The sequence below is a fragment of the Spiroplasma ixodetis genome (assembly GCF_059729505.1).
In genome coordinates this window covers 1,257,121-1,281,368 of sequence record NZ_AP038353.1, presented here as the reverse complement: position 1 = coordinate 1,281,368, position 24,248 = coordinate 1,257,121, and the positions used below count along the sequence as shown (strand labels likewise).

General features: G+C 22.3%; 34 protein-coding genes and 1 pseudogene. 13 read left to right on the top strand and 22 right to left on the bottom strand.

What is annotated here, in order from left to right:
• Nucleotides 1–18: 18 nt before the first annotated feature.
• From AC6I4F_RS08390 to AC6I4F_RS08370, 5 genes are all read left to right on the top strand, one after another.
• Nucleotides 19–516, top strand: coding sequence for a hypothetical protein (locus tag AC6I4F_RS08390; protein ID WP_497873574.1), 498 nt, complete (start codon nt 19–21; stop codon nt 514–516).
• Entirely contained in the window at nt 510–1,865 is a 1,356-nt protein-coding gene (locus AC6I4F_RS08385) for a hypothetical protein (protein WP_497873573.1), read from the top strand. The genes AC6I4F_RS08390 and AC6I4F_RS08385 overlap by 7 nt, the downstream gene beginning before the upstream one ends.
• Complete coding sequence (locus tag AC6I4F_RS08380; RefSeq protein ID WP_497873572.1) at nt 1,846–2,526, top strand: hypothetical protein; 681 nt, start codon at nt 1,846–1,848, stop codon at nt 2,524–2,526. Before AC6I4F_RS08385 ends, AC6I4F_RS08380 begins: the two co-directional genes overlap by 20 nt.
• A gap of 21 nt (nt 2,527–2,547) precedes the next feature.
• Entirely contained in the window at nt 2,548–4,719 is a 2,172-nt protein-coding gene (locus tag AC6I4F_RS08375; RefSeq protein WP_497873571.1) for a hypothetical protein, read from the top strand.
• 87 nt (nt 4,720–4,806) lie between these two features.
• The gene (locus AC6I4F_RS08370; protein WP_497873570.1) at nt 4,807–5,034 is read left to right on the top strand and encodes a hypothetical protein; all 228 of its coding nucleotides are present in this window, start codon (nt 4,807–4,809) and stop codon (nt 5,032–5,034) included.
• 315 nt (nt 5,035–5,349) lie between these two features.
• On the opposite strand, the gene AC6I4F_RS08365 is transcribed toward AC6I4F_RS08370, so the two are convergent.
• From AC6I4F_RS08365 to AC6I4F_RS08305, 13 genes are all read right to left on the bottom strand, one after another.
• Entirely contained in the window at nt 5,350–6,588 is a 1,239-nt protein-coding gene (locus tag AC6I4F_RS08365) for an IS256 family transposase (protein ID WP_497873569.1), read from the bottom strand.
• Nucleotides 6,589–6,772: 184 nt separating this feature from the next.
• Nucleotides 6,773–8,029 (bottom strand): hypothetical protein, encoded by a 1,257-nt coding sequence (locus tag AC6I4F_RS08360; protein ID WP_497873568.1) that lies wholly within the window; start codon nt 8,027–8,029, stop codon nt 6,773–6,775.
• Nucleotides 8,030–8,122: 93 nt separating this feature from the next.
• A complete protein-coding gene (locus tag AC6I4F_RS08355) occupies nt 8,123–8,704 on the bottom strand; it encodes a hypothetical protein (protein ID WP_497873567.1) in 582 nt (193 codons plus the stop codon).
• A 297-nt stretch (nt 8,705–9,001) separates the two neighbouring features.
• A complete protein-coding gene (locus tag AC6I4F_RS08350) occupies nt 9,002–9,148 on the bottom strand; it encodes a hypothetical protein (RefSeq protein WP_497873566.1) in 147 nt (48 codons plus the stop codon).
• Nucleotides 9,149–9,273: 125 nt separating this feature from the next.
• Nucleotides 9,274–9,465, bottom strand: a complete 192-nt coding sequence (locus tag AC6I4F_RS08345; RefSeq protein ID WP_497873565.1) for a hypothetical protein — start codon at nt 9,463–9,465, stop codon at nt 9,274–9,276.
• A complete protein-coding gene (locus AC6I4F_RS08340) occupies nt 9,465–9,593 on the bottom strand; it encodes a hypothetical protein (protein ID WP_497873564.1) in 129 nt (42 codons plus the stop codon). Before AC6I4F_RS08340 ends, AC6I4F_RS08345 begins: the two co-directional genes overlap by 1 nt.
• On the bottom strand, nt 9,593–10,081 hold the full coding sequence (locus tag AC6I4F_RS08335; RefSeq protein WP_497873563.1) for a RuvC family protein: 489 nt from the start codon (nt 10,079–10,081) through the stop codon (nt 9,593–9,595). The genes AC6I4F_RS08340 and AC6I4F_RS08335 overlap by 1 nt, the downstream gene beginning before the upstream one ends.
• A gap of 14 nt (nt 10,082–10,095) precedes the next feature.
• Nucleotides 10,096–10,506, bottom strand: a complete 411-nt coding sequence (locus tag AC6I4F_RS08330) for an ERF family protein (protein ID WP_497874689.1) — start codon at nt 10,504–10,506, stop codon at nt 10,096–10,098.
• Between the two features lie 42 nt (nt 10,507–10,548).
• Nucleotides 10,549–10,818 (bottom strand): ERF family protein, encoded by a 270-nt coding sequence (locus tag AC6I4F_RS08325; protein WP_497873562.1) that lies wholly within the window; start codon nt 10,816–10,818, stop codon nt 10,549–10,551.
• Between the two features lie 23 nt (nt 10,819–10,841).
• Nucleotides 10,842–11,012 carry a hypothetical protein gene (locus AC6I4F_RS08320; protein WP_497873561.1) on the bottom strand — a complete coding sequence of 57 codons (171 nt, stop codon included), beginning with the start codon at nt 11,010–11,012 and terminating at the stop codon, nt 10,842–10,844.
• 20 nt (nt 11,013–11,032) lie between these two features.
• Nucleotides 11,033–11,239, bottom strand: coding sequence for a hypothetical protein (locus AC6I4F_RS08315; RefSeq protein WP_497873560.1), 207 nt, complete (start codon nt 11,237–11,239; stop codon nt 11,033–11,035).
• A gap of 2 nt (nt 11,240–11,241) precedes the next feature.
• Nucleotides 11,242–11,403 carry a hypothetical protein gene (locus AC6I4F_RS08310; RefSeq protein WP_497873559.1) on the bottom strand — a complete coding sequence of 54 codons (162 nt, stop codon included), beginning with the start codon at nt 11,401–11,403 and terminating at the stop codon, nt 11,242–11,244.
• A 264-nt stretch (nt 11,404–11,667) separates the two neighbouring features.
• On the bottom strand, nt 11,668–12,156 hold the full coding sequence (locus tag AC6I4F_RS08305; protein ID WP_497873558.1) for a hypothetical protein: 489 nt from the start codon (nt 12,154–12,156) through the stop codon (nt 11,668–11,670).
• A 482-nt stretch (nt 12,157–12,638) separates the two neighbouring features.
• Between AC6I4F_RS08305 and AC6I4F_RS08300 the strand changes: the two are divergent.
• Nucleotides 12,639–12,794, top strand: a pseudogene (locus AC6I4F_RS08300) (IS3 family transposase); the annotation flags it as partial.
• On the opposite strand, the gene AC6I4F_RS08295 reads toward AC6I4F_RS08300, so the two are convergent.
• The 3 genes from AC6I4F_RS08295 to AC6I4F_RS08285 form a co-directional block, all read right to left on the bottom strand.
• Nucleotides 12,775–13,932: an IS1595 family transposase gene (locus AC6I4F_RS08295; RefSeq protein ID WP_497873557.1), complete on the bottom strand. Its 1,158-nt coding sequence runs from the start codon at nt 13,930–13,932 to the stop codon at nt 12,775–12,777. The pseudogene AC6I4F_RS08300 and the gene AC6I4F_RS08295 sit on opposite strands and share 20 nt — an antisense overlap.
• A gap of 201 nt (nt 13,933–14,133) precedes the next feature.
• On the bottom strand, nt 14,134–14,529 hold the full coding sequence (locus AC6I4F_RS08290) for a hypothetical protein (protein WP_497873556.1): 396 nt from the start codon (nt 14,527–14,529) through the stop codon (nt 14,134–14,136).
• The gene (locus AC6I4F_RS08285; RefSeq protein ID WP_497873555.1) at nt 14,499–14,648 is read right to left on the bottom strand and encodes a hypothetical protein; all 150 of its coding nucleotides are present in this window, start codon (nt 14,646–14,648) and stop codon (nt 14,499–14,501) included. Before AC6I4F_RS08285 ends, AC6I4F_RS08290 begins: the two co-directional genes overlap by 31 nt.
• Before the next feature lie 427 nt (nt 14,649–15,075).
• Between AC6I4F_RS08285 and AC6I4F_RS08280 the strand changes: the two genes are divergently transcribed.
• Nucleotides 15,076–15,642: an ankyrin repeat domain-containing protein gene (locus AC6I4F_RS08280; protein ID WP_497874688.1), complete on the top strand. Its 567-nt coding sequence runs from the start codon at nt 15,076–15,078 to the stop codon at nt 15,640–15,642.
• A 6-nt stretch (nt 15,643–15,648) separates the two neighbouring features.
• On the opposite strand, the gene AC6I4F_RS08275 is transcribed toward AC6I4F_RS08280, so the two are convergent.
• The 6 genes from AC6I4F_RS08275 to AC6I4F_RS08250 form a co-directional block, all read right to left on the bottom strand.
• Nucleotides 15,649–16,284 (bottom strand): hypothetical protein, encoded by a 636-nt coding sequence (locus AC6I4F_RS08275; RefSeq protein ID WP_497873554.1) that lies wholly within the window; start codon nt 16,282–16,284, stop codon nt 15,649–15,651.
• Between the two features lie 89 nt (nt 16,285–16,373).
• On the bottom strand, nt 16,374–17,861 hold the full coding sequence (locus tag AC6I4F_RS08270) for a vWA domain-containing protein (RefSeq protein ID WP_497873553.1): 1,488 nt from the start codon (nt 17,859–17,861) through the stop codon (nt 16,374–16,376).
• Between the two features lie 14 nt (nt 17,862–17,875).
• A complete protein-coding gene (locus AC6I4F_RS08265; protein WP_497874687.1) occupies nt 17,876–19,279 on the bottom strand; it encodes an AAA family ATPase in 1,404 nt (467 codons plus the stop codon).
• Nucleotides 19,280–19,474: 195 nt separating this feature from the next.
• Entirely contained in the window at nt 19,475–19,804 is a 330-nt protein-coding gene (locus AC6I4F_RS08260) for a hypothetical protein (RefSeq protein ID WP_497873552.1), read from the bottom strand.
• A 24-nt stretch (nt 19,805–19,828) separates the two neighbouring features.
• Complete coding sequence (locus tag AC6I4F_RS08255) at nt 19,829–20,059, bottom strand: hypothetical protein (RefSeq protein WP_497873551.1); 231 nt, start codon at nt 20,057–20,059, stop codon at nt 19,829–19,831.
• An 863-nt stretch (nt 20,060–20,922) separates the two neighbouring features.
• Nucleotides 20,923–22,035 carry a hypothetical protein gene (locus AC6I4F_RS08250; protein ID WP_497874797.1) on the bottom strand — a complete coding sequence of 371 codons (1,113 nt, stop codon included), beginning with the start codon at nt 22,033–22,035 and terminating at the stop codon, nt 20,923–20,925.
• A gap of 130 nt (nt 22,036–22,165) precedes the next feature.
• On the opposite strand from AC6I4F_RS08250, the gene AC6I4F_RS08245 reads away from it, so the two are divergent.
• The 6 genes from AC6I4F_RS08245 (at nt 22,166) to AC6I4F_RS08220 (ending at nt 24,034) form a co-directional block, all read left to right on the top strand.
• Nucleotides 22,166–22,291 carry a hypothetical protein gene (locus AC6I4F_RS08245; RefSeq protein ID WP_497874796.1) on the top strand — a complete coding sequence of 42 codons (126 nt, stop codon included), beginning with the start codon at nt 22,166–22,168 and terminating at the stop codon, nt 22,289–22,291.
• A gap of 4 nt (nt 22,292–22,295) precedes the next feature.
• Entirely contained in the window at nt 22,296–22,625 is a 330-nt protein-coding gene (locus tag AC6I4F_RS08240) for a hypothetical protein (RefSeq protein WP_497873548.1), read from the top strand.
• Between the two features lie 12 nt (nt 22,626–22,637).
• Complete coding sequence (locus AC6I4F_RS08235; protein WP_497873547.1) at nt 22,638–22,760, top strand: hypothetical protein; 123 nt, start codon at nt 22,638–22,640, stop codon at nt 22,758–22,760.
• A 96-nt stretch (nt 22,761–22,856) separates the two neighbouring features.
• Entirely contained in the window at nt 22,857–23,456 is a 600-nt protein-coding gene (locus AC6I4F_RS08230) for a hypothetical protein (protein WP_497873546.1), read from the top strand.
• A 69-nt stretch (nt 23,457–23,525) separates the two neighbouring features.
• Complete coding sequence (locus AC6I4F_RS08225) at nt 23,526–23,777, top strand: hypothetical protein (RefSeq protein ID WP_497873545.1); 252 nt, start codon at nt 23,526–23,528, stop codon at nt 23,775–23,777.
• On the top strand, nt 23,771–24,034 hold the full coding sequence (locus AC6I4F_RS08220; protein WP_497873544.1) for a hypothetical protein: 264 nt from the start codon (nt 23,771–23,773) through the stop codon (nt 24,032–24,034). The genes AC6I4F_RS08225 and AC6I4F_RS08220 overlap by 7 nt, the downstream gene beginning before the upstream one ends.
• The last annotated feature ends 214 nt before the right edge of the window (nt 24,035–24,248 follow it).

Here is a 24,248-nt window from a genome sequence, read left to right as displayed (position 1 = left end):
TATCATAGTAATGTTACTATGCAATATAAAGATACTGATACTTTAGCAAATGATATTATTAATTATTATTTAAATGAAAGTAAACGTTATATAGCAATGTTATTTGGTTTTATTTGTTATGTTGATTATGGTAATGGTGGATTAGTATTTATTGATGTTTTAAAAAGTTGAGTTAAAAAACGTAATATAACATGATTAAAATTTATAGCAGTAGATAAATCAATTTTATATTTAAATGATAGAATTGATTTTACAACAATTTGTATGCTTAAAAATATTATTAGTTTTAATTGAGAAAAATGTCCAGAAACTAAAAGACAATATAGTTTAATGCAATGATTAGATAAAAAGAAATTAGATAGTAATAATAATACTCCTAAAATGTTAGATTTACATGATGATACTTGAGATAGTGATATGTATGCTTTAATGCATGAAATGAAATGATTAATTAATGGTATTAATAATAAATTATTAATTAATAAAAATAAATTTAATGGTGATGAATTATGATAAATACAATGGAATATTTAAGTTGTGATAAAAGTAATTGATATATTGATATACCTATGATTATTGCTCAAAAATCAACTAAATTATGATTAGGTAAAGGTTTTTTATTTAATTCAAGTAAAAAAGAAATATTAGATTATTTAAATGAAATGAATTTAAAAGATAAATGATTAGAAAAATTTTATAAATTTGGTTTACAAAATAGTTTAATGAGTAAAGTATTTATTATGATTATAGTTAATGAAGATAATAGTAAATCACTTAAAATATTACCTAATAGTTTTTGTGGTAGAGTTGCTAAATATAATGAACAAGAACAATCAGCAGAATTTTATTTTATTAATGAACAAGCAGATAGTGCAACTTTAACATGAGTAACAATACAAAATGGAAAAGTTAAATATGAAACATATACAGATAATAATAAAGATATTATTTTAGGTTCTACAAGAACAAAATTAAAACCAAATATTATTCCATTAAAAATTTATGAAATTAAAAATCCATTTAATTATATACCTATTTTTGAAATAACAAATTTACCAATAATAAATTTATATGGTAATGCAACTACTTTAAATGCTTATCCAGATTGTACACCAGTATGAGATTTAATTTGAGATTTAAATCGTGTAATTAGACAAAAAAGATTAGAAAGAGAATTAAATGTTACTACTTTATTTGCTACATTAGATAATGAAACAGTTAAAGAAATGCAAGAAAATGGTAATATTGCAGAAAATCCTAAAAAAGATATGTTTGTTAATGTTGGTAGTGCTGGATATGATAAAAATAGTAATGGTGGTATGCAAATTATTCAAGGTGACCCAAAATTTAATGAATATTGATTAGATTATAATGGTACTGCTAAAGCAATATTTAATGGTGCTGGTTATGATTATGATGAACATGGTAATGATGTTTATACTAATAAAACACAAAGTATGTTTAATAATAAATATGATATGGAAACTACAGAAATAAAAATAGCATTTTATAGTGCTTATTTTTATCGTATATTTGATTTATTACTTATTAGTGAAAATTTATGAAATGGTATTGGAGAAAGACCTTATAGTTTTAAATTTATTCCAATTGCTATGACTGACCAAATAGTACAAGACCAAATTATTAATTCAAGATTAAATAATGGCACAATGACAATAATTGAAGCAATTGGTGAATATGATAATATTGACCAATTAATGGCTGAAAATAAATTAGAAAATATTATTAATGAAAATCAAAAATTAAATAAAGATTTAGGAGATAATGAAAATGAGCAGACATCAACAAATACAATTAATGAAACACGCTCACATGAGATTAAAGATGCAACAAATAATGATTAAAAAACAATCACATTGAAAAATATTTCCATTTATTATAAATAATGGTGCAATACCTTTAACTGAAACTGGTTATAAACCAATTAATAGTAAAATAAGTGATTTTGATCAATATGAATTAATATTAACTGGTAATACTCCAGTTGTATTTATTTGAAAAAACAGTACAAAAATATATCAAAAAAATAAAGGTAAAATTGACCCAGTAACTCATAAAGTTACAGGTCAAGATGAATTTTATACAAAACAATATAAAATTGGTGATTATTGAAATGCTTATTTAATTGATGATACAAGTGGTGTTGATTTTAGTAATTTACCAAATAATCAAATATTTAAAACAGTACAAACTAAAAGACAATATACTTTAGTAATGTTTGAAGAACATATTACAATTGATGATTATTTACATTTTTTTTGTGTATTTAATGATGAAAATGAAAATATTGGTGGTAATAGTGGTAAAAATCAAGATAGACAATTATTATATATTTCAAATGTAACAAATTATTATAGTCCTTATAATGGTGCATTTAGTATGCAAGTTTTAACTTTTAGCAGTTTAAATGATAGAGTAGTTTCTAGTGGTCAAAATACACTTGATTTTGTACAATATGCAAGCCCGGGTAGTGGTTATGCTTTTCCTACTATTCAAAAAGGATAAGTAACATTAAATCGTACTTTAATGAAAGATATAGGAGTAAGATATAGTCATAGACAAAGTTATGGATTAGAATTATTATCAAGTTGTTATTATTATTGAAGACCAATAATACAAGGTCAAGAACCAATACAACAAAATAATGAAGAAATATTTGAAAGTAAAGTATTTGCTTCAAGAAGATTATTTATTGCTGGTAATAATGAAAAATCTACAACTAATATTAAAAATAATTGTGGTTTACTTGCTGGTATAAATGATAAAATAACAACAAGTAGTCATCCAGAAACAACATTTTATAATATTATGGATGCTAAACCTACTGGATTTACTAATTTTAAAAATTTTACAGAATGATTAAAAACTTCATTAAATTTTCAAGATAATTTATTTGTAACAAAAGATTTTAAAGGTATGCTTTCTTTTGATAAAGATAAGGCAAGATTAAGTAATGGTACATCAGTAGGAGAAGCTAAATTCTTTTGAGATAGTGAATGAAATATAAATAATTTAACCGGTAATTATAATGTTGATATGAGTAGTAATTTTAAATATAAAGACCCAGATACACATTTAATTATAGGAAGTCCAACTGTTGATTATAGTAAAATATCACAAAAATATATGTCAGCAATATTAAATTTTAATAGTGTTGTATTTTCTCCATTAATACAAATGCCTTATGATAGTAATCAATGATTACCTTTTGCATTAAGTGATATTCCTTTAATTGGTAAATTATTAAATTCTTTAACATTAGGTATATGAAGTAGTTGAGTTATTACTCAAAATATTCAACAATATAAAAAAATGTTATATTTTAATGGTTTTATGAGTGCATTTTTTACAAGTAATTTAGAAAGTATTTTTGGTAATGGTGGTTTAATTCCATTAAATGTATTTACAAATGATAATGATTTTACTATTGGTAAATTATTAGGTGCTAATTTTTCAACAACTGCTATGACAATGAAATTAAGTGATAGAATAAGTGTTTATCCATGAAACCCTAATACTGGTAAGAAATTAGAAATTAAAGAACAAATATCAACTGTTGATTTATCACAAAAGAAAAATAATAAAGTTTATATTTTAGCAGAAGATACTGAGTTTTTAGATATTGCTTCACCATTTACAAATGAAGATACTAAATGTCAATTAAATCCTACAAGTAATGGTGTAATTGATGGTTCAAATTATGCTTATATTATTGATACAATTGTAACTCAATCATTACATCAAGGTGAAGAAAGACATACATTTTATAGTGATAATCCTTTTACTTATCAAGGTTATTATAATGAAATAGCAGTTGCACAATTTCGTTATAATAATATGTGTTATTTGACTGGTAATGCTTTTAATTGAACAACTTTGTATAAATTAAATCATGATGAATATTCAGAAAGTGAAGAAACTACTTTTAGTTATCCAGCAAAAATATTACCACCAAGTCCTCAAAATATAGCAAAACAAATTGTAATAATTCCAAAAAATCCAAGTATAGAAGTTAATATACCACAAACAGTTATATTTACTCATACACAAGATAAATTAATATGAGATTATAATTCATGAGTAGAAAATATAGTTCCTAAAATCAAACCATTAGAAATAAATATTAATTTTAAAGATTATTTAGACCCTACATTATTAATTAATACTTTTAATGATTTAAAGAGATATTATAAAAGCATAGATGTATATTTAAGTTATGAATATGAAACAGAAGAATGATTTAATCTTGAATTAAGTAGTTGTTCTACAACAGAAAACTTTAACCCATCTAAATCTCAAACTTTTGTTTTTTCAAGACAATTAAAAGAATTAGCAATATACAATCAACCATTAAAGTTAAAACATTATGAAGATAATAAAATAACATATCAATGATATCATCAAGGATTATATGCTGGATACTGAGGTAACGGTAAAATAGGATTAGAAATTAATAGAAATGAATATAATTTATATAGTATTGAAAATACTTATATGCAATCTAAAATTGATGATTATATTGTTGCACAAATCATTGAAAATAAAAAAGATACAATGTTAGGATTTTTTGATTTTTATGATAAAGAATTTAATTTAATTGTCCAATTATTTCCAAATATCATGCAATTAGAACTTGCGCTTTTTAGTGAAAAAAATATTTTAAGACCAATAACACAATATATAAGATATTATAAATAATATAAATTAACTATTTCAAAAATAGTATTTAATTCTAGATAATGTGCTATAATAAAAACCATTAATGATAAGTAGGTGAATAATTTCATGAAAAAATTAATTAGAATTTTAACAACAATAATTTTATCAAGTACATCTAGTGCTAGTATAATTGCTTGTAATAATAATCCAGATGTTTTACCACAAAAATATGATATATTTTTTAGTGAAATTAAAGAAATTAATGTTGAAACATTTTACAAAAAAAACCTTTTATTTTCTTTAAAATTGATAAAAAAAATATTATTGGTAAAAATTCTATACCGGATGATATAAATTCTCTTTATGAAAAAGCAAAATATGTTTATTTTGTTGTAAATAATAATAGTAATTTAAAACAAATTTTAAATGTATATAAACTTAATGAAAACTCTACAGAAAAAGAAATAAAAGATAAATTATCTAATACTGTTATTAAAAATGCTAATATTAATGTTTCTAAAAACGGTTCTCCTTATTTTAATATTATTGTAAATTTTTTTTCAGGAAAAATATAAAATAATATTTTTCCACAATCTTAAATAATGTATAATATAAAAGTACTTACTTGAGGCTTTTTAATAATCTGTGTATCTTTGTTTTACAAATTTACTAGTTTAGATTAATTCTATCTTCAAATTTTATCATAAAATGAGCAATTGCTGTATTTAAATTTTGAATGGGCATTGCTCATTTTTTTGTTATATTTTCAATTGCTAAGTAAAATATTTTGAAAACTTCCATATCATTTGGAAAAACTTTTTTATTTCTAATAACTTTTCGTAATTGACTATTAACAGATTCAATAGCATTTGTTGTATAAATCACTCTTTTGATTTCTGCAGGATAACTAATAAAAACCATTAAATTATCTCAATTTTTATATCACGATTTAGCAATTTGAGGATATTGTTTATTTCATTTACTTTCAAAAGTTTCTAAAACTTGCATTGCTTGTTCTTCACTACATGCACTATAAATTGGTTTTAAATCTGTAAATAGTGATTTTCTATGTTTGTATGAAACATATTTTAAACTATTTCTAATTTGATGAACTATGCATAATTGATGTTCGGTTTTAGGACAAACTGATTGTATTGCTTCTGACATTCCTGTTAAATTGTCACTACAAGCAATAAGAATATCATTTAAGCCTCGATTTTTCATTTCTGTGAAATTAGATAATCAAAACTTAGAACCTTCATTTTCACTAATTCATAAACCTAAAAAATCTTTTTTACCTTCTAAATAAACTCCTAATGCTATATAAACTGATTTGTTAATAATGCGTTTATCTTGTCGTACTTTAACTACTATACAATCAAAATAAACAATCGGATAAACACTTTCTAATGGCCGATTTTGTCATGCTTTAACATCATCAATAACATCATCAGTAATTTGACTAATAACACTTTCACTAATATCAGCACCATGATATAACTCTTGTAACTGCATTCTAATATCTGATAAAGTCATGCCTTTGGCATATAATGAAAGAACTTGTTGATCAAAACCATCAAATCTTCTTTGTCTTTTTGCAACTATTACTGGCTCAAAATTACTATTACGATCTCGTGGTACATTAATCTCAATTTTACCTTGTTGGTTTATTAATTTTTTTGAATTTATACCATTGCGAGCATTATCACTATTATTATGTTGATTTTTTTCATATCTTAAATAATTTTGCATTTCAGAATTCAACATTTTTTCAACTAATCTTTTTGTTAATTCTTTATATAAACCTCCCTCTTTAAATACGGTTGTTAAATCTTCAGTATTTTCTAATAATAAATCTACTGCTTTTGATATTGGATCATTATTATTAATATTTTGTTTTTTAGACATACGTAACTCACTCTTTCTAGTTATTTAATTTTATTTACTAGAATTAATTAAACATAGTTATTTTTGTAAGTTACACAGATTACTAAACATTACCACTTACTTAAGTAAGTATACATTCTGTATATGATTAGGTTCGCACCTAATTAAAAAGTTACCATATAGGTAACTTTTTTTATTTATATTTTTATAAACTTGTTACATTATTTGTAACAAAATTTGTTTTATTATCAATTGGTAAATGTTGTTCATGATTAATAAAATCGGTAATATTTTTATTTCATTTTAATGTGTTTTGTAATTCATTGTTTTCTTCTAAATCATCTATAACAGATATTTCTCTTTTCTTTCTATTCTTTTCTACTTTATCATTACTTCATCCTATGAAATGTAAATGATATTTTTCACCTATATTATTTGTTACAAAAGCACTACCATGACCATCAAGTTCAATATTAACTATTGGAAAATTTAGATTATCAAATCTACTAATATCTGGGTTATCTTTAAATACTTGATCACCATTTACAAAATAAACACCATTTTCAGTACCAATATATATTGCTTTGTTAACTACATGATCTTTATCATCAGTATGAGTTACTGCTTTTACAATATTTACTTTAAAATTATCTTTATCAATTTTTGTGTGACCTCATCCAAACAAATTTAAACGAAATAGTTTTCTTGCATTGTTAATAACGTAAGCACTACCTTTGTGGTCTAAAATTATATCTTTTATTGAAAAATTTAAATTATCAAATCTTTCAGTATATGGATTATCATTATACACTTTATCACTATTTATAAAATAAACACCGTTTTCAGTACCAATATACAATGCTCCTTTAACAATATGACTACCTTCATCAGGTTCTTCATTCATACATTTGATAATATTTACTTTATTTCCAGTATTGATAGTTCCCGTTTTTCTAATACCTCATCTATTATCAAAACCATAATATTTAGTAAAAGTGTAAATTATTCCCATATTATTTGTTACATAAGCGTTTCCATTATTATCTAATATAATATTTTCTACCGGAAAGTTTAATTCTTCAATTTTATCAATTATTTCTCCATGAATTAAATATACTCCATTATCTGTACCAATATAAATATCTCCTGCTTTTAAATTTAAACCTTTACCACCAACTTTTTCATCTAAAATTTTTATTGTAGTTATTTTTCCTTGAATTTTATCAATTTGTGATTTAAAACCACAAAATTTTTCATGTCAATAATTATTGTTTGTTATTTGTCTTGCTTGTCTTCTATTACAATTATTTAAATTTGGTTTAATAAAATAAGATAATATAATTCTAATATTGCTATGTGCCAGAATATTTGTAAGTTGATTTATTGGCAAAATTAATATTCTTGATAAGAAATTTACAAAATGTTCATCGTCTCTTCTTCTTAAATAGCCAAATTTAGTCAATATATTTCTTGATTATTGATTTGAATTTGGATTAGGTCTTCTATCATTTGGAGTTGAAAGTAAATCTATTATAAGAGATTGAGTACGAGATTCTTAACTTCAATTAACTAATGTATTGTAAATAGGATTGCGATTATTACGTCCTAAAGTAATATATTGATTATTATTAACTAATTGTTGAATAATATGAGTATGAAGTGATCAAAATCTTAATGATTCTGCAGTAACTAAAATTACATCACCCAAAGATCTAGCTAAATTCCCTAAAGCACCTTCTATCAAAATTCCTTGCTCATTAAAATTATCATCCATACGATTTATCAATTGAAAAAAAGAACCAAAAATATTACTTCAATAAATATTTTCATCGTTTTCACGTATCATATCCCTGTAATCTGGACTAATTCCATTTAACACTATATTATTTTGTATTCCTTCAATTCGTTCTAAAAGAGGAATTGAACCATCTCTAACAGCTTGTGGTTGCATATTCATATTGATATTTCTAAAATCAAAATGATAATAATTATTATTAACTATAAATCCTTGAAGATATAAATTATCTGTTCTTAAAACTAATTCTAAATTATTTTCAATCCTTTGTGTATTTTGTTGTCATCGAATTGCAACTGGTAATCTAAAATAACCATAATTTGATTCAGGATTTAAATCCAAAATAGTATTATCTTTAAAAATAAAATCAGCATTAACTAATACATTTAGATCTCTAATTCTTGTTAATACTCCTCTATCAACTAATTCATTAATAATAGTTTGAAAACTAGTTTGATATTCTATTCGATTATTTTCTCTTACATATGTATAAATTCTTTTACTTTTTTTATGTCGATGTTTATGTTTACTTGTTTCTAAATCTGTTTGATAAATTGGATTAATATTTTGATTTGTTTCGTTTAAATTATATACTTGATAATTACTTATATTTGTAAAACTGTTTGATTCATTTATTGATTATAAACTAGTGGTATTGTTGTTAGCTCAATCTTTAATCTTTTTATTATCAATTGACTTAGCATTAATACCTTGTGTTTTATCATTAAATAATGGTGCAGTTAATACTCATAATTTAAATCAATAACTTGGATTAAAATATTTCATAATTTTATACCTCTTTCCTTTTTATTTTAAAAAAAATCTCATATAGTTTAAAATAAAGTAATGAGTTAAAAAATTATATTAAGTTTTATAATTTTATTCTACACCATTATTTTTTTTATACTTGTTTAAACTTTTTTATAATATTCTTTTATTTCTTTAACTTTATTTTTAAATTGTTTTTTATGAAAAAAACACATATTAAAAAATTGTTCTATACTACTTTCTATATCTAAAGTTTTTAAAGTAACTAATACTTTACTATTACAATCTTTAACAATACATTTAAGTAATACTTTTTCTTGTTTTTGTTTTTGCATTAATTATTATCCTTTTTACAATTACATAAATTAATTGATATGTTTAATTGTTTTAATTTTTTTAAATTTTCTGATGATTCAATAATTGCATTTTTTGTAAAAATATCCATATCAAATTTTAATTCCATTATTTATTCTCCTTATTTAAATAATATCAACCAATTAATAAACTATCTGCTTCATCATGATTATTAACTGTTATATTTCATTTATTTTCTTTAATAATTTCTTCAGCAACATATATACTTAATTCTTTATCTCAAGGTCTTAATCAAAAAATTGATGGGTCATAATGTTCATATCATTTCTTTCATTCACTTGGACTTATTAACATATCTTTTGTTAATAATTTATTAAATGTTCCTGCAATAAATCCACGTAAATGTTCTTGAGTTTCATAACCAATACCATTTTTTGAATGAAAAGTACCACGTTCCATTAATAAATCATATTTATTCATATCAATTAAATAACTTATTTGTTTTTGTATTTTTTCTCAATCATAATTATAATTTTTAAAACTATAACTATTTATTCATATTGGTTTTTTATTTTCTCATAATGTAAATCCAGTATTTTTTATTGATGGGTCAATTGAAAGTAAATAATTATTCATATGAAAGTAAATAATTATTCATAATTTCTATATTCACTTTTATTATTATTTTTTAAATTCTTAAATCTTTCACGAATTTCTTTAAATTTATCAAATAATACTTTTAAATAATTTTCACCCATTAATATTAAAAAATCTTTATTATTACTTGGATTTAATCTTTCCATATCTTCTCTTATACATTCATCAAATAAAACTGTATTTGTAATCATATATTTTTCAAAATAATCTAATTGTTTTTCACTTGGTTCTCATTTTTCATTAGACACTTTTATATTATTACTATAACTTTGTTGTTTATTATTATTTGTAATTAAATTAACATTATCATTATCTGGGTCAAGTTCATCTTCACTTAATAAAAGTAAATTCATTAAAAAATATCTATAAGCATAAGTTTCTGCACTACCTTTTGCTTTTGCTATATCTGTATTTTTAGCACAAGCAAGTATATCAAAATATTTTAATTATTTATCATTATCTAAATCTATAATTGTATATCTTTTAAAATAAGTTATTTCTACTTCTTTAGTATCTAAATAATTTATTTTTCTATCAGTTTTTAATATATCTTCATGTGTAATAACAATATTTAATTCTTTACATAATAATTTAAATTTATTAAAAATATCACTTAATAATCAATATTTATAATTTCCAAATTTATTAAAACCATTTTTAGGTGTACTACCAATTTCTAATTGTAATTTAAGTATTTTTTTATATAAATTATTCATTATTTATCACTCTTTCTATTTATTTATTTATTTATTGCTTTTTTAATTAAACTTCTTATAAATCCATTAATTTTCATATTTTTTTCTTCATAAATTTCTTTTAATTTTTTATAATCTTTTTCAGTAAATCTTAAATGAATAATAATTTGCTTAATAATTAAATATTCTGGTTTCTTTTTAGGTGCTGCTACCATATTTATTCACTACTTTCTCTTTAACCTTTAATAATTATTTTATAATCAATAATTACTTGTTCTAATTGATTTACATTTTTATAATTAAAATAATCACAACTAATTTTTAAATCACCATCAGCATTAATGTTAATTTCTAAATCTTCATATTTACTATTAAATTCTTCTTGTAATTCTTCAAATTTTTCTATTAATTTCATTGCATTTTGTAATTCTAATTGATTCATTTTTACACTCCTTTAAAATTTTCTAATTGTAATTCATTAATATAATATTCATATAAAGAATCTCAATTATTTGATGTTAAATACATATCTTCTTCAATCATGTCATTAATACATTTATTACAATAATATGTATTTTCTAATTCACTAAATCATATATTTTTCATTATGAATATTACATTTCATTATTTTTACCAATTAATTTATAAAAACATTTATTACAAGTTATATTTCCATATGATTAATTTTTATGACAAATATCACATGAACCTTTAATTCTATATTCTCTACATTCCATAATTATTAATCCCTTTCTATAATTTTTAATATTTCTTGTATTTCAATATATTTTTTATTTTTAAGTAATTTTTCATTACATAAATTTTTAATTAATTCTATTTTTTCAACATTTAATAACATATTAATTTCCTTTAATACTTTAAATAAAATATTTTTTCATTATGAGTATTTATATCTTTCATTGGTGTAACAATATAATTAATTGCTAAATCATTATCGTTATATGGATTATTTATTTTAAAACTTTTCATGCCTTGTTCTCATGTAATGTTATATTTAAAACATTCTTGATTTTTATCATTTTTAAAAATATAATAACCATTATATTGTTCATAAAATTCACAAGATATTAATTCATTTTCATTTCTAGTAATATTTGGAATATTTTTAATATATTTTAAAATATCACTACCTTTAACACTTTCAATATCTTTTGTAATTGATTTTTTACCTAATTTATAATAAAAATCTTCAATTATTTTTAATGCTATTTTTTTATTTTTTTCATCAATAATAGTATCTTTAATAGGAAATCATGTTTCATATTCACCAATTTCTAATAACATACCTTTAGTTGTTTCTTTAATTTTATTTTTAATATCTAAATTAACATTAATCATTACGTATCCTTTCTATGTATAAGCCTTTTTTATCACCTACAGTGATAAAAAAGGCTTATATACTACTAACTAATTATCTACTATACGTAAGGCTTTGCTACTGTAAGTAGCAAAGCCTTGGAGGTTAGGGGTTCTAGGGGAAGGGAACCAAAAAAATATCAAATTGTAAAAGAGCAACACAAAAATTACTATTGGAATATTCCAGCACAATAGTCTAAATATTTTTTTATTTAGTTATGTAATAATTAATTACTTTAATAAAGTGCTGGTTTAATAAAATAATTAATTATAATTGTTTAACAATTAAAAAATGAGAGTGTTATATCTCATTTAAGTTCTTATTAAATCTAACCATTAACTTGATACGCCCAACTATTGATAAACTTTTATTAGCCTTCAATATTACCCGCTCTTTAAACAAAAAAGGTTGTCCTTATGATAACGCTGTTGCTGAAGCAACTTTCTAAACTTTCAAAACAGAATTTATTAATGATAAAAATTTTACATCATTAATCCAATTAAAATTAGAATTATTTGATTATATCAATTGATACAAAAAAATAAGAATCCACAGCACTCTAAACTACTTAACCTCCATAAAACACCAAGCACAAATGTCTACCAAAAAACAGTCCTAAAAAAAGTTGCCATTCCAACTTTTATGTGTGTTCGGAAAGTTCGTCGGATGTGTTTTCATGCAGATTCAATCTGGTTTGTGTTTACACCTGTTGATGACACATACCCAACTTCATGATTTACGATTTCATGTTTGTGATAGAAGTTTTTAAAACTTCCATATCTCTTCCAAGAATCCGTAAATAGACAACACCCAGTAGAAATGTGTTTCAATGCAAATCATAAAAGGTTTTTCTCATCTGCTTTTTTCAATACTTTCACAATTAGTTTGTTGCTGGTTTTCTCATAAACTCCAACAATCAAGGTTTTAAAAAACAAGGATCTTCCTTGTTTTTTAAAACCTACATGTGAAAGATACATTTCATCTATCTGTGCTGTGCCATCATCAATGAACCCTGCATCTTGATTCCAAATTCTAGTTCTGATTTCATGATTCATTCTTCAAACTGTTTTATATGTCACACCCAATTCCCTTGCAACATCTGTTGACGGTATACCATGCTTTGTGTTTATTCATCTAAAGATGAGATAAAACCAAGATGTCAAAGGTGTTTGTGACTTGTGAAAAATGGTGTCATGAAGAATACTAAATGTTTGATGACATTTCAAACATCTCATTCTTCTCAAATCAGAAACATTCAAAATAGAAGAAGCACACCTGATACATTTCATTACTTTCAACTTCGCTATATATTTCAAACAATCGTTTTCATTTTGAAATATGCTATTGAATTCATTTCAATTCATTTTTTCCTCCACACTAGTACATGTGGGGATAATTTCCAAAATTAAAATAAGATTTCATATACCACGAATTGCAAAAATAAATTTAGAATGTTTATATTCTTCAATTAATTTAAGTGTATTAATTATTTCTTCTATTGCTACTAATTCAACTTCCATTTTTGATAAAGAAAAAGTATTATTTTTATTTTCTTTCTTTTTAATTTTATTTTTATATTGTTCATTTCTTTCAAGTAATTCTTTTGATATCTTTGTGACTGTATCAATATTCTCTCTTATTTCATTTCTTTTAAGAAGAAACAATTTATAATCAACCAGTATATCGTATTTTTTAATAATTGACATTTCTCTAATATATTTTAGTATTTTTTTGGTAAAAATAGGTAATTGTTCCATATATGTTTTAAATATTTTAGTATTTATAATTTCAAGTGCATCATTAAAAAGATTAAAAGATATTACATCTTCTATTTTTAATTTAGACTTTTATTTTTCAATATTTAAATTATATTTTCTTTGAAAAGTTTCATCAAAAAATACATCTAAAAATAAAGTTTGTACTGCATCAGTTATTATTTTAATATTTTCTAAATTTATTTATTCAAGTTCATTCATTCTTATATTAGCAAATTCAATAAATATCTTTGCTCATTGTTCATATTCAGAAAAATCTAACGTTTTGCCTTCTATAGTAGTATCATTAAAATATAATAATAATAATATTTTTAAATAAATAATATGTTCCATTTCCCGTTTTGGTGCATTATCATGTAGTTCTAATAAAATATTATGTATTTCTTCCAACATATTTGCTTTCTTTTCTAAGTTTTTTATTAAAAACATTTTTTTATTATTTTCCTTTTTTAAAAAAATAGAATTTAATTTTTTTATTTTTTTATTATCAGGAACTGTTTCTGTTCTTAATTGTTCTCTAATTTTTTCTTTATTTTTTAAAAATTCATCTAAATCATAAAAAAATTCATATATTGACATTCACCATTTAATATGATTTCTTTATAATCATTAAAAAAAATCTTTATTTCATCACTATTTTTTAGTAAAATAAGAAATTTGTTTATTCTTTCTTTTTCTAAATGTTCTAATCTTGGCATTAAAATTTCTCCTCATTATAATGTTAATTTAAAATATAAATTATAATATTAAAAAACCTTATTAATAAATAAATCTATTAAAAGGCTAATTTTGCAAATATTATAATTACTATTGATAATACACTACTATAAAATAATAATTAAAATCAAACTATACAAAATACTTATTTTATAATCATTTATTTATATTCTTTAAATTATTTTTAATTAAATATTCAAAACCTTAAAAATACAAAAAAGCATATTAATTGATAGATTAAAAAAATAAATTATAATTTTATTAATTTAATAATTGTTTATTCCTATTATAGATATTTCTATAATAGAATTTTTATTAAATTACTAAAAAAGAAGCATTAAAAGATATGACTAAAAATGAGAAATTAATGATTGCTATTGAAGAAAGTAATTTAAAAAAAACTATGAAATTAGTAAAAATGGCGCCACTGTCAATTATAGAAACTTTAAATATTCCATTTGTAAAAAACTTACCGGTAAAGTGACTTCTTATCCAGATAAAAATACTAGTGGTAATACTCCATTAATGAAAACCGCCAAAAAAGGATATTTAAATATAGTTAAATTTTTGGTAGAAAATGGCGCCAATGTTAATCAAATAATTAATTATAATAAAGAAAGTGCTTTAACACGAGCTGCTCAAAATAATCACTTAGATGTTATTAAATTTTTAGTAAAAAATAACGCTGATATTAATCATACAAATCAAAATGGTAAAACTGCCCTAATCCTAATTGCTGATAATAATAATATAGAGGGAGTTAAGTTTCTAATAGAAAATGGTGCTAAAATTGAATGTATAGATAATTTTTGAGAATCAATAAATAAAGTGAATCTAGAAGTGAAAGAATATTTGCAATCATGAATTTTAAACTCAAGTAAAAATGAAATAAATTCACCTAACTCTAGTAATCAACAAACAACAAATATCAAAAAAACAAAGTTTGCTAATGATCTAATTAAAAGTCTAAAATAACTTTTATTATTTCTTAGTTTTAATATTTCTAACTTCTTTTAATTGTTTTTTTAACATTTTTAATTGTAATTGTAAATCTTCATATGATGGTAAATCATCACTTTTAATTTCTTCTTTTTCGTTTTTACTATAATCATTAGTTTTTTTTGATAATTGTGGATGATTAACTCATAAATTTTTTAAGCCATATCAAAAAATAGTAAGTAAACTTAAACCAATACCTGCTCAAGGAATTGTTCATAAATCTTTAAAAGGAATAGCTTGAAAATTTATAATATTAAAGTAATTAAAAAGTACTAATACAAAAAGTATCAATACTAAGGTTATTAATAACATGTGTATAGCAAAAAATGATCTTGAAAAAGGTTTTTTAATAAAAATTAATGGTATTAAATAAGTTAAATTAAAAATCAATAATGTTCCAAAAGTATATAAAGAAACTATACTATCACTAGTCATTAATTGTTTATAAAAACTACTAGTGATTGGTTCTTTATTAAAGATTAAAGTAATAATAATAGCAATATTGTTTTTTAATGGAACACCCCAATTAAATAATGGAAAAATTGATAAACTAATTGTTACTGTTAAAACACTAATAATAACTAATGTTTTACTTAAAATTAAATTATTTTTTTTCATATTATCCATCTCTCATTATCAGTTTATTTTTTCCCTCTAATAATATTTTATCATTATTAAAGCAAAAAAATAACTATCAAAAATTAAGATTAAGATTTATTTTTAGTTTTAGCTAAATTTAATGCAATTTTTCGCGCAGCAAATGGATCACGAGGATCATAATGTCAATAATTAGTAAAATATTTTTTAAAATTATTAGGTAATGTTGAAGAAGCAATATTAATAGCATGAAAGCGATTAGCTTTTGCTTTTAGTTGTAACATTAAATTAATATTATTTTTAGTAATATTAGCAGATAAAAAATCAGAAACTACCAATAAGTCTGTATTATGATATGTCTTAGATTGCATAATTGTTAAAGCATGACTAATAGTTGGATTAATATTAGTATGTCCTTTAAAACTATGACCTAAAAAACGAATTAGATTGGGAATTGATGAAACTAAATTAGATAAGTCATAAGTTTCAAATTTACCAGAAAAATTAATCATATAGCACGGTCTTTTTTCTTGTAAAGCAATTTTACTAATAGCCAGCGCAATTGATTTTGCAATAATTTCCGGACTATGACTCATTGATTTAGATGTATCAATGCATAAGATAAAAGGGCCTTCACTTTCGGGAATTGGTACTTCTACAACTTCTTCAACAAGATGTTCAGTGGCAACTAAATCCATTGATTCAAACTCTGTAATTGATAACTTTTCTTCAACAAATTTTTTATAAAAAATGGCATTTAACTCTGGAATAGCAAAATTAACTAATTCTAATGGTAATAAATGTTCTAAATCTTTACCCTCGGTAATTCCTACTATTTCTTCAGGCCATTTTCCTAATGGCTTTAATTCATATTCAATTTGTACTTTTTGATGAACCTGCTTTTCTGTTAAACCTGAAATTCCTTTTCAACGACCAAGTAGTCTAGCAATTTCAATAATAGTTGGATTCTTATTTAAAATTTCACCATATTGTATAATAGTATTTAAATTATTTTTTTTAAAATCATTTAAATCTCCTTCTCAAAATCGTCCAAAAAAATTTCAAGCAAAACCAACAATATGCCTTACTTCATTAATAATTTTAATATTATTACTTCACATTGTTAAATATTTTTGACGCATTTGCATAGTTTCAAATAACTTATAATTTACAATTCTTTGAACAATTAAACTTTCTCAATGTCTTGTAAAATTATCAAAAGTTAATTTACTATTAAGTTTACGATCCTTAAATTTTTCTTGAAAATAATGAAAATAATTAATCATTAGTGAATCAAGAGTTTTTGCCCTAGTGTAAATTTCTTGTCAATTATTTTTTAATCTATCAATACCATTAATCATAACTCAGAAATATAATCGTAATTCTCTTTTAATGATGGGACTAATAACAATATTTTTACTTTTTTCTAAAACTTCATTTAAATAAAAATGACTAATTTGTTGATCAAATTCCGGAGCTAATCAAGCAAAATTTTTTTTAAATCAAGCAAAAATACTTAAATTTGTTTCTGATAAAGACATTTTTTTTAATTTAGTTTCTAAAATTTGTGAAACATGGGATTCAATTAATTGTTCCATACTAATCACCTATTTTAATTAACATCAGAATTATTATTAGCGTCATTAACATTTGGGATAGTTATTGGTGAATCTTCAGTTAGTGATTCTGATGAAAGAGTCTTTTCGGTTTCTGCTTCAGGTATTTGTGAAATTTTATCAAAAAATGCCATTTCTAATAGTGATTTAAATTGTTCATCAAAAAATATAGAATCGGTTTTACTTAAACGATGATATTCTTGTTCAAAATGTACTTTTAATTCATTAATTTGTTGCTTTAAATCTTTAATTTGACTATTAATATTTCCAAATTGTGATTTACTATCGGTATTAGTTAATTCAACTTGAATTATAGAATTATTTGTAATATTTATTAATTCACTAGAATTCTTTAATTGTAGTTCAAACTTCTGATTACCTTCCATTTTACTTAAACTTTTACCATAAAATAATTGAATATTATGACTTTTTTTATTACGTCGTAATAATAACTGAAAATCCTTTCTACTAATAAAACAAATTGGAAATTCATCGCTATGTCATAATAAACGATAATATATACCTTTAATTTCTTCAGAAAATGGATTGGAGTAAATAGATGGTTGATTTTGACTATCTTTAATGTTTTCGGCATTATTACTTAATGTTTCCAACTCACTTTCCAGTTCAATCTGATTTTGTTTTAATGTGTAAGTTAAATCTTCACAATATGTTTCATTGAAAAGTTTTGTATATTCTTTTTCTTGATCTTCATTATCTCAAATACAGTAAGGAATAATCAATAAATCAGGCTTATCAGTAGTTGTTCTACCGTTATAATAAGCTGAATCTTTTATTAATTTTGCAATTTTTTTTCATCTTCGATCAGAAATGTAAACTTTACCATTAGTTGCTTCTGTTAAAATTTTACGAAAACGAGAAATAAAACTTAATGTTTCTTTGCTTAAAGTAACAGTAGTTTCCAATTCTTTTAATCACTTTTCATATTCAGATGTTTTAATTTGTAATTCAAGCGGAACTTTTACTTCTAAACTAGTAATACTTTCTAGCATATCATTAAAATTTTCTTCATTAGTTAAACCATAAACTATCATTCTAATAATAAAACGATCAAATAAAGCTTCTAAACCTTTACCGCTTTCTGGTAACTCATTGGAAGCTGAAATTAATAGTTTTAATGGTACTTTGATATCAAAACCACCATTATGAAAGATTTTTTCATTAATAATAGTTAGTAAAGTATTTTGAATTGAAGGACCTGCTTTTCAAATTTCATCCAAAAAAGCAATATCAACAGCAGGTAAATATTGATCAATAATTCTTACATAGTTACCTTTTAATAAATCTTTGATTGAGATTGGTCCAAAAATTTCTTCTGGAGTAGAAAAACGATTCATTAAATATTCAAAATTTTGCCCATCATGAAGCGCATATTTAATTCGTCGTGAAATTAATGATTTAGCAATTCCTGGTAATCCTAATAAAAATATTGATTATCATGATAATAACGCCAAAATAGCAAGTTTAAAAACAGTTTTTTTTCATAAACATCAGCGCTAATTACTTTAATTAATTGTTCAATTCGCTTAGAAAGTAAACTATCTGTATTCATTATATTCTCTTTTACTTATTATTTATTCGACACTTAATTCTCTTCTTACATCATCACTTTTAACAATTAATAAACAAGCAGCAATTAATCATAAAACAGTTATTAATAAAACAATAATCATAAATATTGGAACTTCTGCAGAAACAGTTTCATTTACTAATGCATTAACCACTAACAAAATTGTACAAAATACTTCTAAAACTATAAAATAAGCAATTGCTAAAATAATATAAACAATTGATCATCCAAACATAGCACTAGCAGTGCGACCAATCGCTACTGGTAAATAAAATATAAAATTAAATCCCAGAGTTATAATTAAAAATATATAAATTATATAAGTTGGGTTCATGTTACTACCTTTATTACTCAAAATTTAATTAACCAAATTGTTAGCTAAAAAATAAGATAAAATTAAATGAAAACATGAAAATGTAAGTAACAAAATACGAGCAATATTTTCCATTTTTGAACTTCAATACATTCTTTTAAATTTAATACTATCACTTAATAACGGATTATAAGTAGTAAAACGTTGTTCTTCAATATCTTTAAATGATGGATTATCATTATTTGATTTGATAATAATATTATCAACATTTGACAATGGAGTATTTTTTAAGTCATCTTTTTTTTCTTCTATATATCTAACGCTCCTTATTTTTTATTTATATTATAACTTATTTTAGGTATTAAAACTTAATAATAGTATCTGATATAAATCAAAATTATAAGCGTTTAATTTTACAAAATTATTAAATAAACATATTATCAAATTTAAATTTATTTTTTTAAGATATAATATGACAAAATTAAAAAACAAAAAAATAATTTTTAAATAAATAATAAATTATAAATCAATATATAAAATAAAATATTTTGTTGATTCACTAAAGATAATACTTAATATATTTTAAAAACAAAATACCTAATGAACATAATAACTGTTAATTATTTAACATTTTTGGATTGCATCTCAAAAATTATTATTGGCTTTTATCTCCATTTATGTGATAAAATTTAAAAATAGTACATAAATGGATAAAAGCCAAATATAATTTACACTCATATAATTTAATAAACTAAATCCATTTGTTATTTCTAGTGTTATTTCTATAATAAGTCTTTTTTCTTTATATAATTTAAGATTTTCAAAAAAACTTTTATCAAAATTTGAAAAACCAATTAACATTAAACCAATTACCATAATTAAAATAGTTAAAATAAATAAAAATAAGGTTGCTAATTTTAATTTTTTATATTTTTGCAATATCATTTATAATTTTCCTTTCAAAATAAAAAACCCATTTGCTTTTATCTCAACAAACAATGGGTTAAAAACTACTAAATTATTTATATTTTTTATCAAGTATATAGGGGCAAAGCCCCTAGTTGCTTCGCAACTCACCCCAGTGGCGTAAACGCCACGGCCAACCAAGGTTCTGGTTGGCTTCGACCAATAATATAGGTTTACTCTATTTTAACATCTTTCTTATTTTTCTTAGAATATTTATTTCTATAATAACAAGTACGGCATACAGTATTTTCAATTTCTTTCTTTTCAGTTTGTAATATATTATCCAACTTATCTAATCCTACTGCTCTAATATCATCAGCATTTATATCTAATGCTTGTGATTGTTCATAATCTTTAACAGTACTTAATTCACTCTTTAACGAATGAATATAATTTAAAGCACAACTATTATATCTTTGTAAATAAGACCTAGAAAATCATAAACTAAAAGTCATAGTTTCACCACTATAACTAGGTGGTAATCCACCACGTTTAATTATTCGCTTTGGTTGTCTTTTAGATAATATAAATTTATTATAATCATCATCATTAGTATAAATATTTAGTTTAAACTTAACTAAAAATAACAAAATACGCATTATTTTAACTTGCACAATATATTCCACTTTTTCACGTGCTTGTTTTGGTATTCTATCGGGGTGTTGTTCAATCATATACATAATTCCATTAAAATTATGACCTATTAATTTACAAAACATTCCCAAACTTTCTTGTGTTTCTTTAAATTCGAGTGACAAATCATTACTATTAATTTTTAAACCTAATTCATCAAAAACAAGCATATCATTCTCTTTAAAAGCATAATTACTATTTAATTGATTAAATTTAAAAACATCATTATAAGAACAACGATAACTATATTCATTAAGTACTTTAATAGGAATAAAACTTACTACCCTACCTTTATGTTTTTGTGCTAAACAACAAGCAAGAGCAGATTTACCAGTACGTGGTGGCGCTGAAATAATATAACTACCTACACGTTGTAATATCTTTATATTTTTTCTAGTTATTGATGATGATATTATTAGTGCTAATGGTGGTAGTGGTGAATCATTATGAATAATGGACCCTAATTCTCCTAATATTATTCAACCTAAAGAAAAAAGAATTATTACTTCAAATAATACTAGAATTGTTGATATAGGAGACCCTACACAACCACAAGATGCTGTAAATAAAAGATATGTTGATAATAAAATACAACCAATTCCAACTATTCCACAATGAAAAGAAGTTGGAACAAAAGTTAATATAAATCACATTAAATATATTTTTAAAACAAATACTAAATATAAAATTTATTATAATTTTGAAAGTCAAACAAGTATTAAAAAATTTGCTTTTATTTGTAAAGAATTTTTATATGGTGAGTTAAATACTGAGGTTCAAACTTTGGATTGATATAATATTAATGGTAGAATAATGCTTTCTTTACAAATGCAGAAGGATACAATCGCTATTGTTAGTGACCCTATAAGATATGGTCAACTTTTAAAATTAGAAGAATTACAGGAATAATATTATGAATAAAGAATTTACTTATTTACATGAAATTAGTTATTGATTATTAAATAAAAGTGATTTTACTCATAGTGAATATAATTTAAGTGGAAGTAGATATTCAAGTAAAACATATAGTATTGCTGAAGAATTAGCAATATTAATTGCTAATTCAATTAAAAATAATAAATCAATTGCTATATATTGTTTTAGAAAATTAAATAAAGATATTAATGATTTAGTTAAAGAAATATATAATGCTTTAATAACAATTGGATTAAATGATTATAAAGATTTTAGTCTAAAATATCAAAATAAACAAACAGATTTTCGTTTTAAAGGTAGTAAATAATTTATTAGAGTTATGGGTGTATATAGTAATTCAAATGATAGAATACCTTTAAAAGGACTTTCTCGTAGTGAAATTAAAGGTTTTGATTTAGCAATTGAATGATGTGAAGAAGCAAATGAATTTAGTCAACAATAATTTCAAACAATTACATTTGCATTAGGTAATGATAAAAAAAGAATTAAAATAAAAAGTTGTAATCCAGATAATATTTATCAATATTTTATTGAATATATGAATAAAATAGTACCTTTTAATTTAGAAATTATGAAAACTAATAATGAACAAATTAATTCAGTATTTGATAATAATATATTTAAATTATTTCATTATTCAAATTGAAAAGTAAATGCTCATAATTTAACATTAGATATGATTAATGATTTAGAAGAATTAAAAGTATTAGACCCTATTAAAGCACAAAGTTGATATTATGGAGTTCCTAGTATTCTTACTGATGCTATATTTGCAAGATATCTTGATAAAGTACGAACTAAATTAGATTTTCAAGTAGAAAGATTAACTGGTGGATTAGATATTGGTATGGCAACAAGTTCAAGTGGTCATCCTACTGCTGGAAGTTTATGATTTATTGGTGAAAATGAAAATAGTAGAAGAGCGCATAAAGAAAGTGAATTTTATCATAGTAATGTTACTATGCAATATAAAGATACTGATACTTTAGCAAATGATATTATTAATTATTATTTAAATGAAAGTAAACGTTATATAGCAATGTTATTTGGTTTTATTTGTTATGTTGATTATGGTAATGGTGGATTAGTATTTATTGATGTTTTAAAAAGTTGAGTTAAAAAACGTAATATAACATAATTAAAATTTATAGCAGTAGATAAATCAATTTTATATTTAAATGATAGAATTGATTTTACAACAATTTGTATGCTTAAAAATATTATTAGTTTTAATTGAGAAAAATGTCCAGAAACTAAAAGACAATATAGTTTAATGCAATGATTATATAAAAAGAAATTAGATAGTAATAATAATACTCCTAAAATGTTAGATTTACATGATGATACTTGAGATAGTGATATGTATGCTTTAATGCATGAAATGAAATGATTAATTAATGGTATTAATAATAAATTATTAATTAATAAAAATAAATTTAATGGTGATGAATTATGATAAATACAATGGAATATTTAAGTTGTGATAAAAGTAATTGATATATTGATATACCTATGATTATTGCTCAAAAATCAACTAAATTATGATTAAGTAAAGGTTTTTTATTTAATTCAATTAAAAAAGAAATATTAGATTATTTAAATGAAATGAATTTAAAAAATAAATGATTAGAAAAATTTTATAAATTTGGTTTACAAAATAGTTTAATGGGTAAAGTATTTATTATGATTATAGTTAATGAAGATAATAGTAAATAACTTAAAATATTACCTAATAGTTTTTTTGGTAGAGTTGCTAAATATAATGAACAAGAACAATCATCAGAATTTTATTTTATTAATGAACAAGCAGATAGTGCAACTTTAACATGAGTAACAATACAAAACGGAAAAGTTAAATATGAAACATATACAGATAATAATAAAGATATTATTTTAGGTTCTACAAGAACAAAATTAAAACCAAATATTA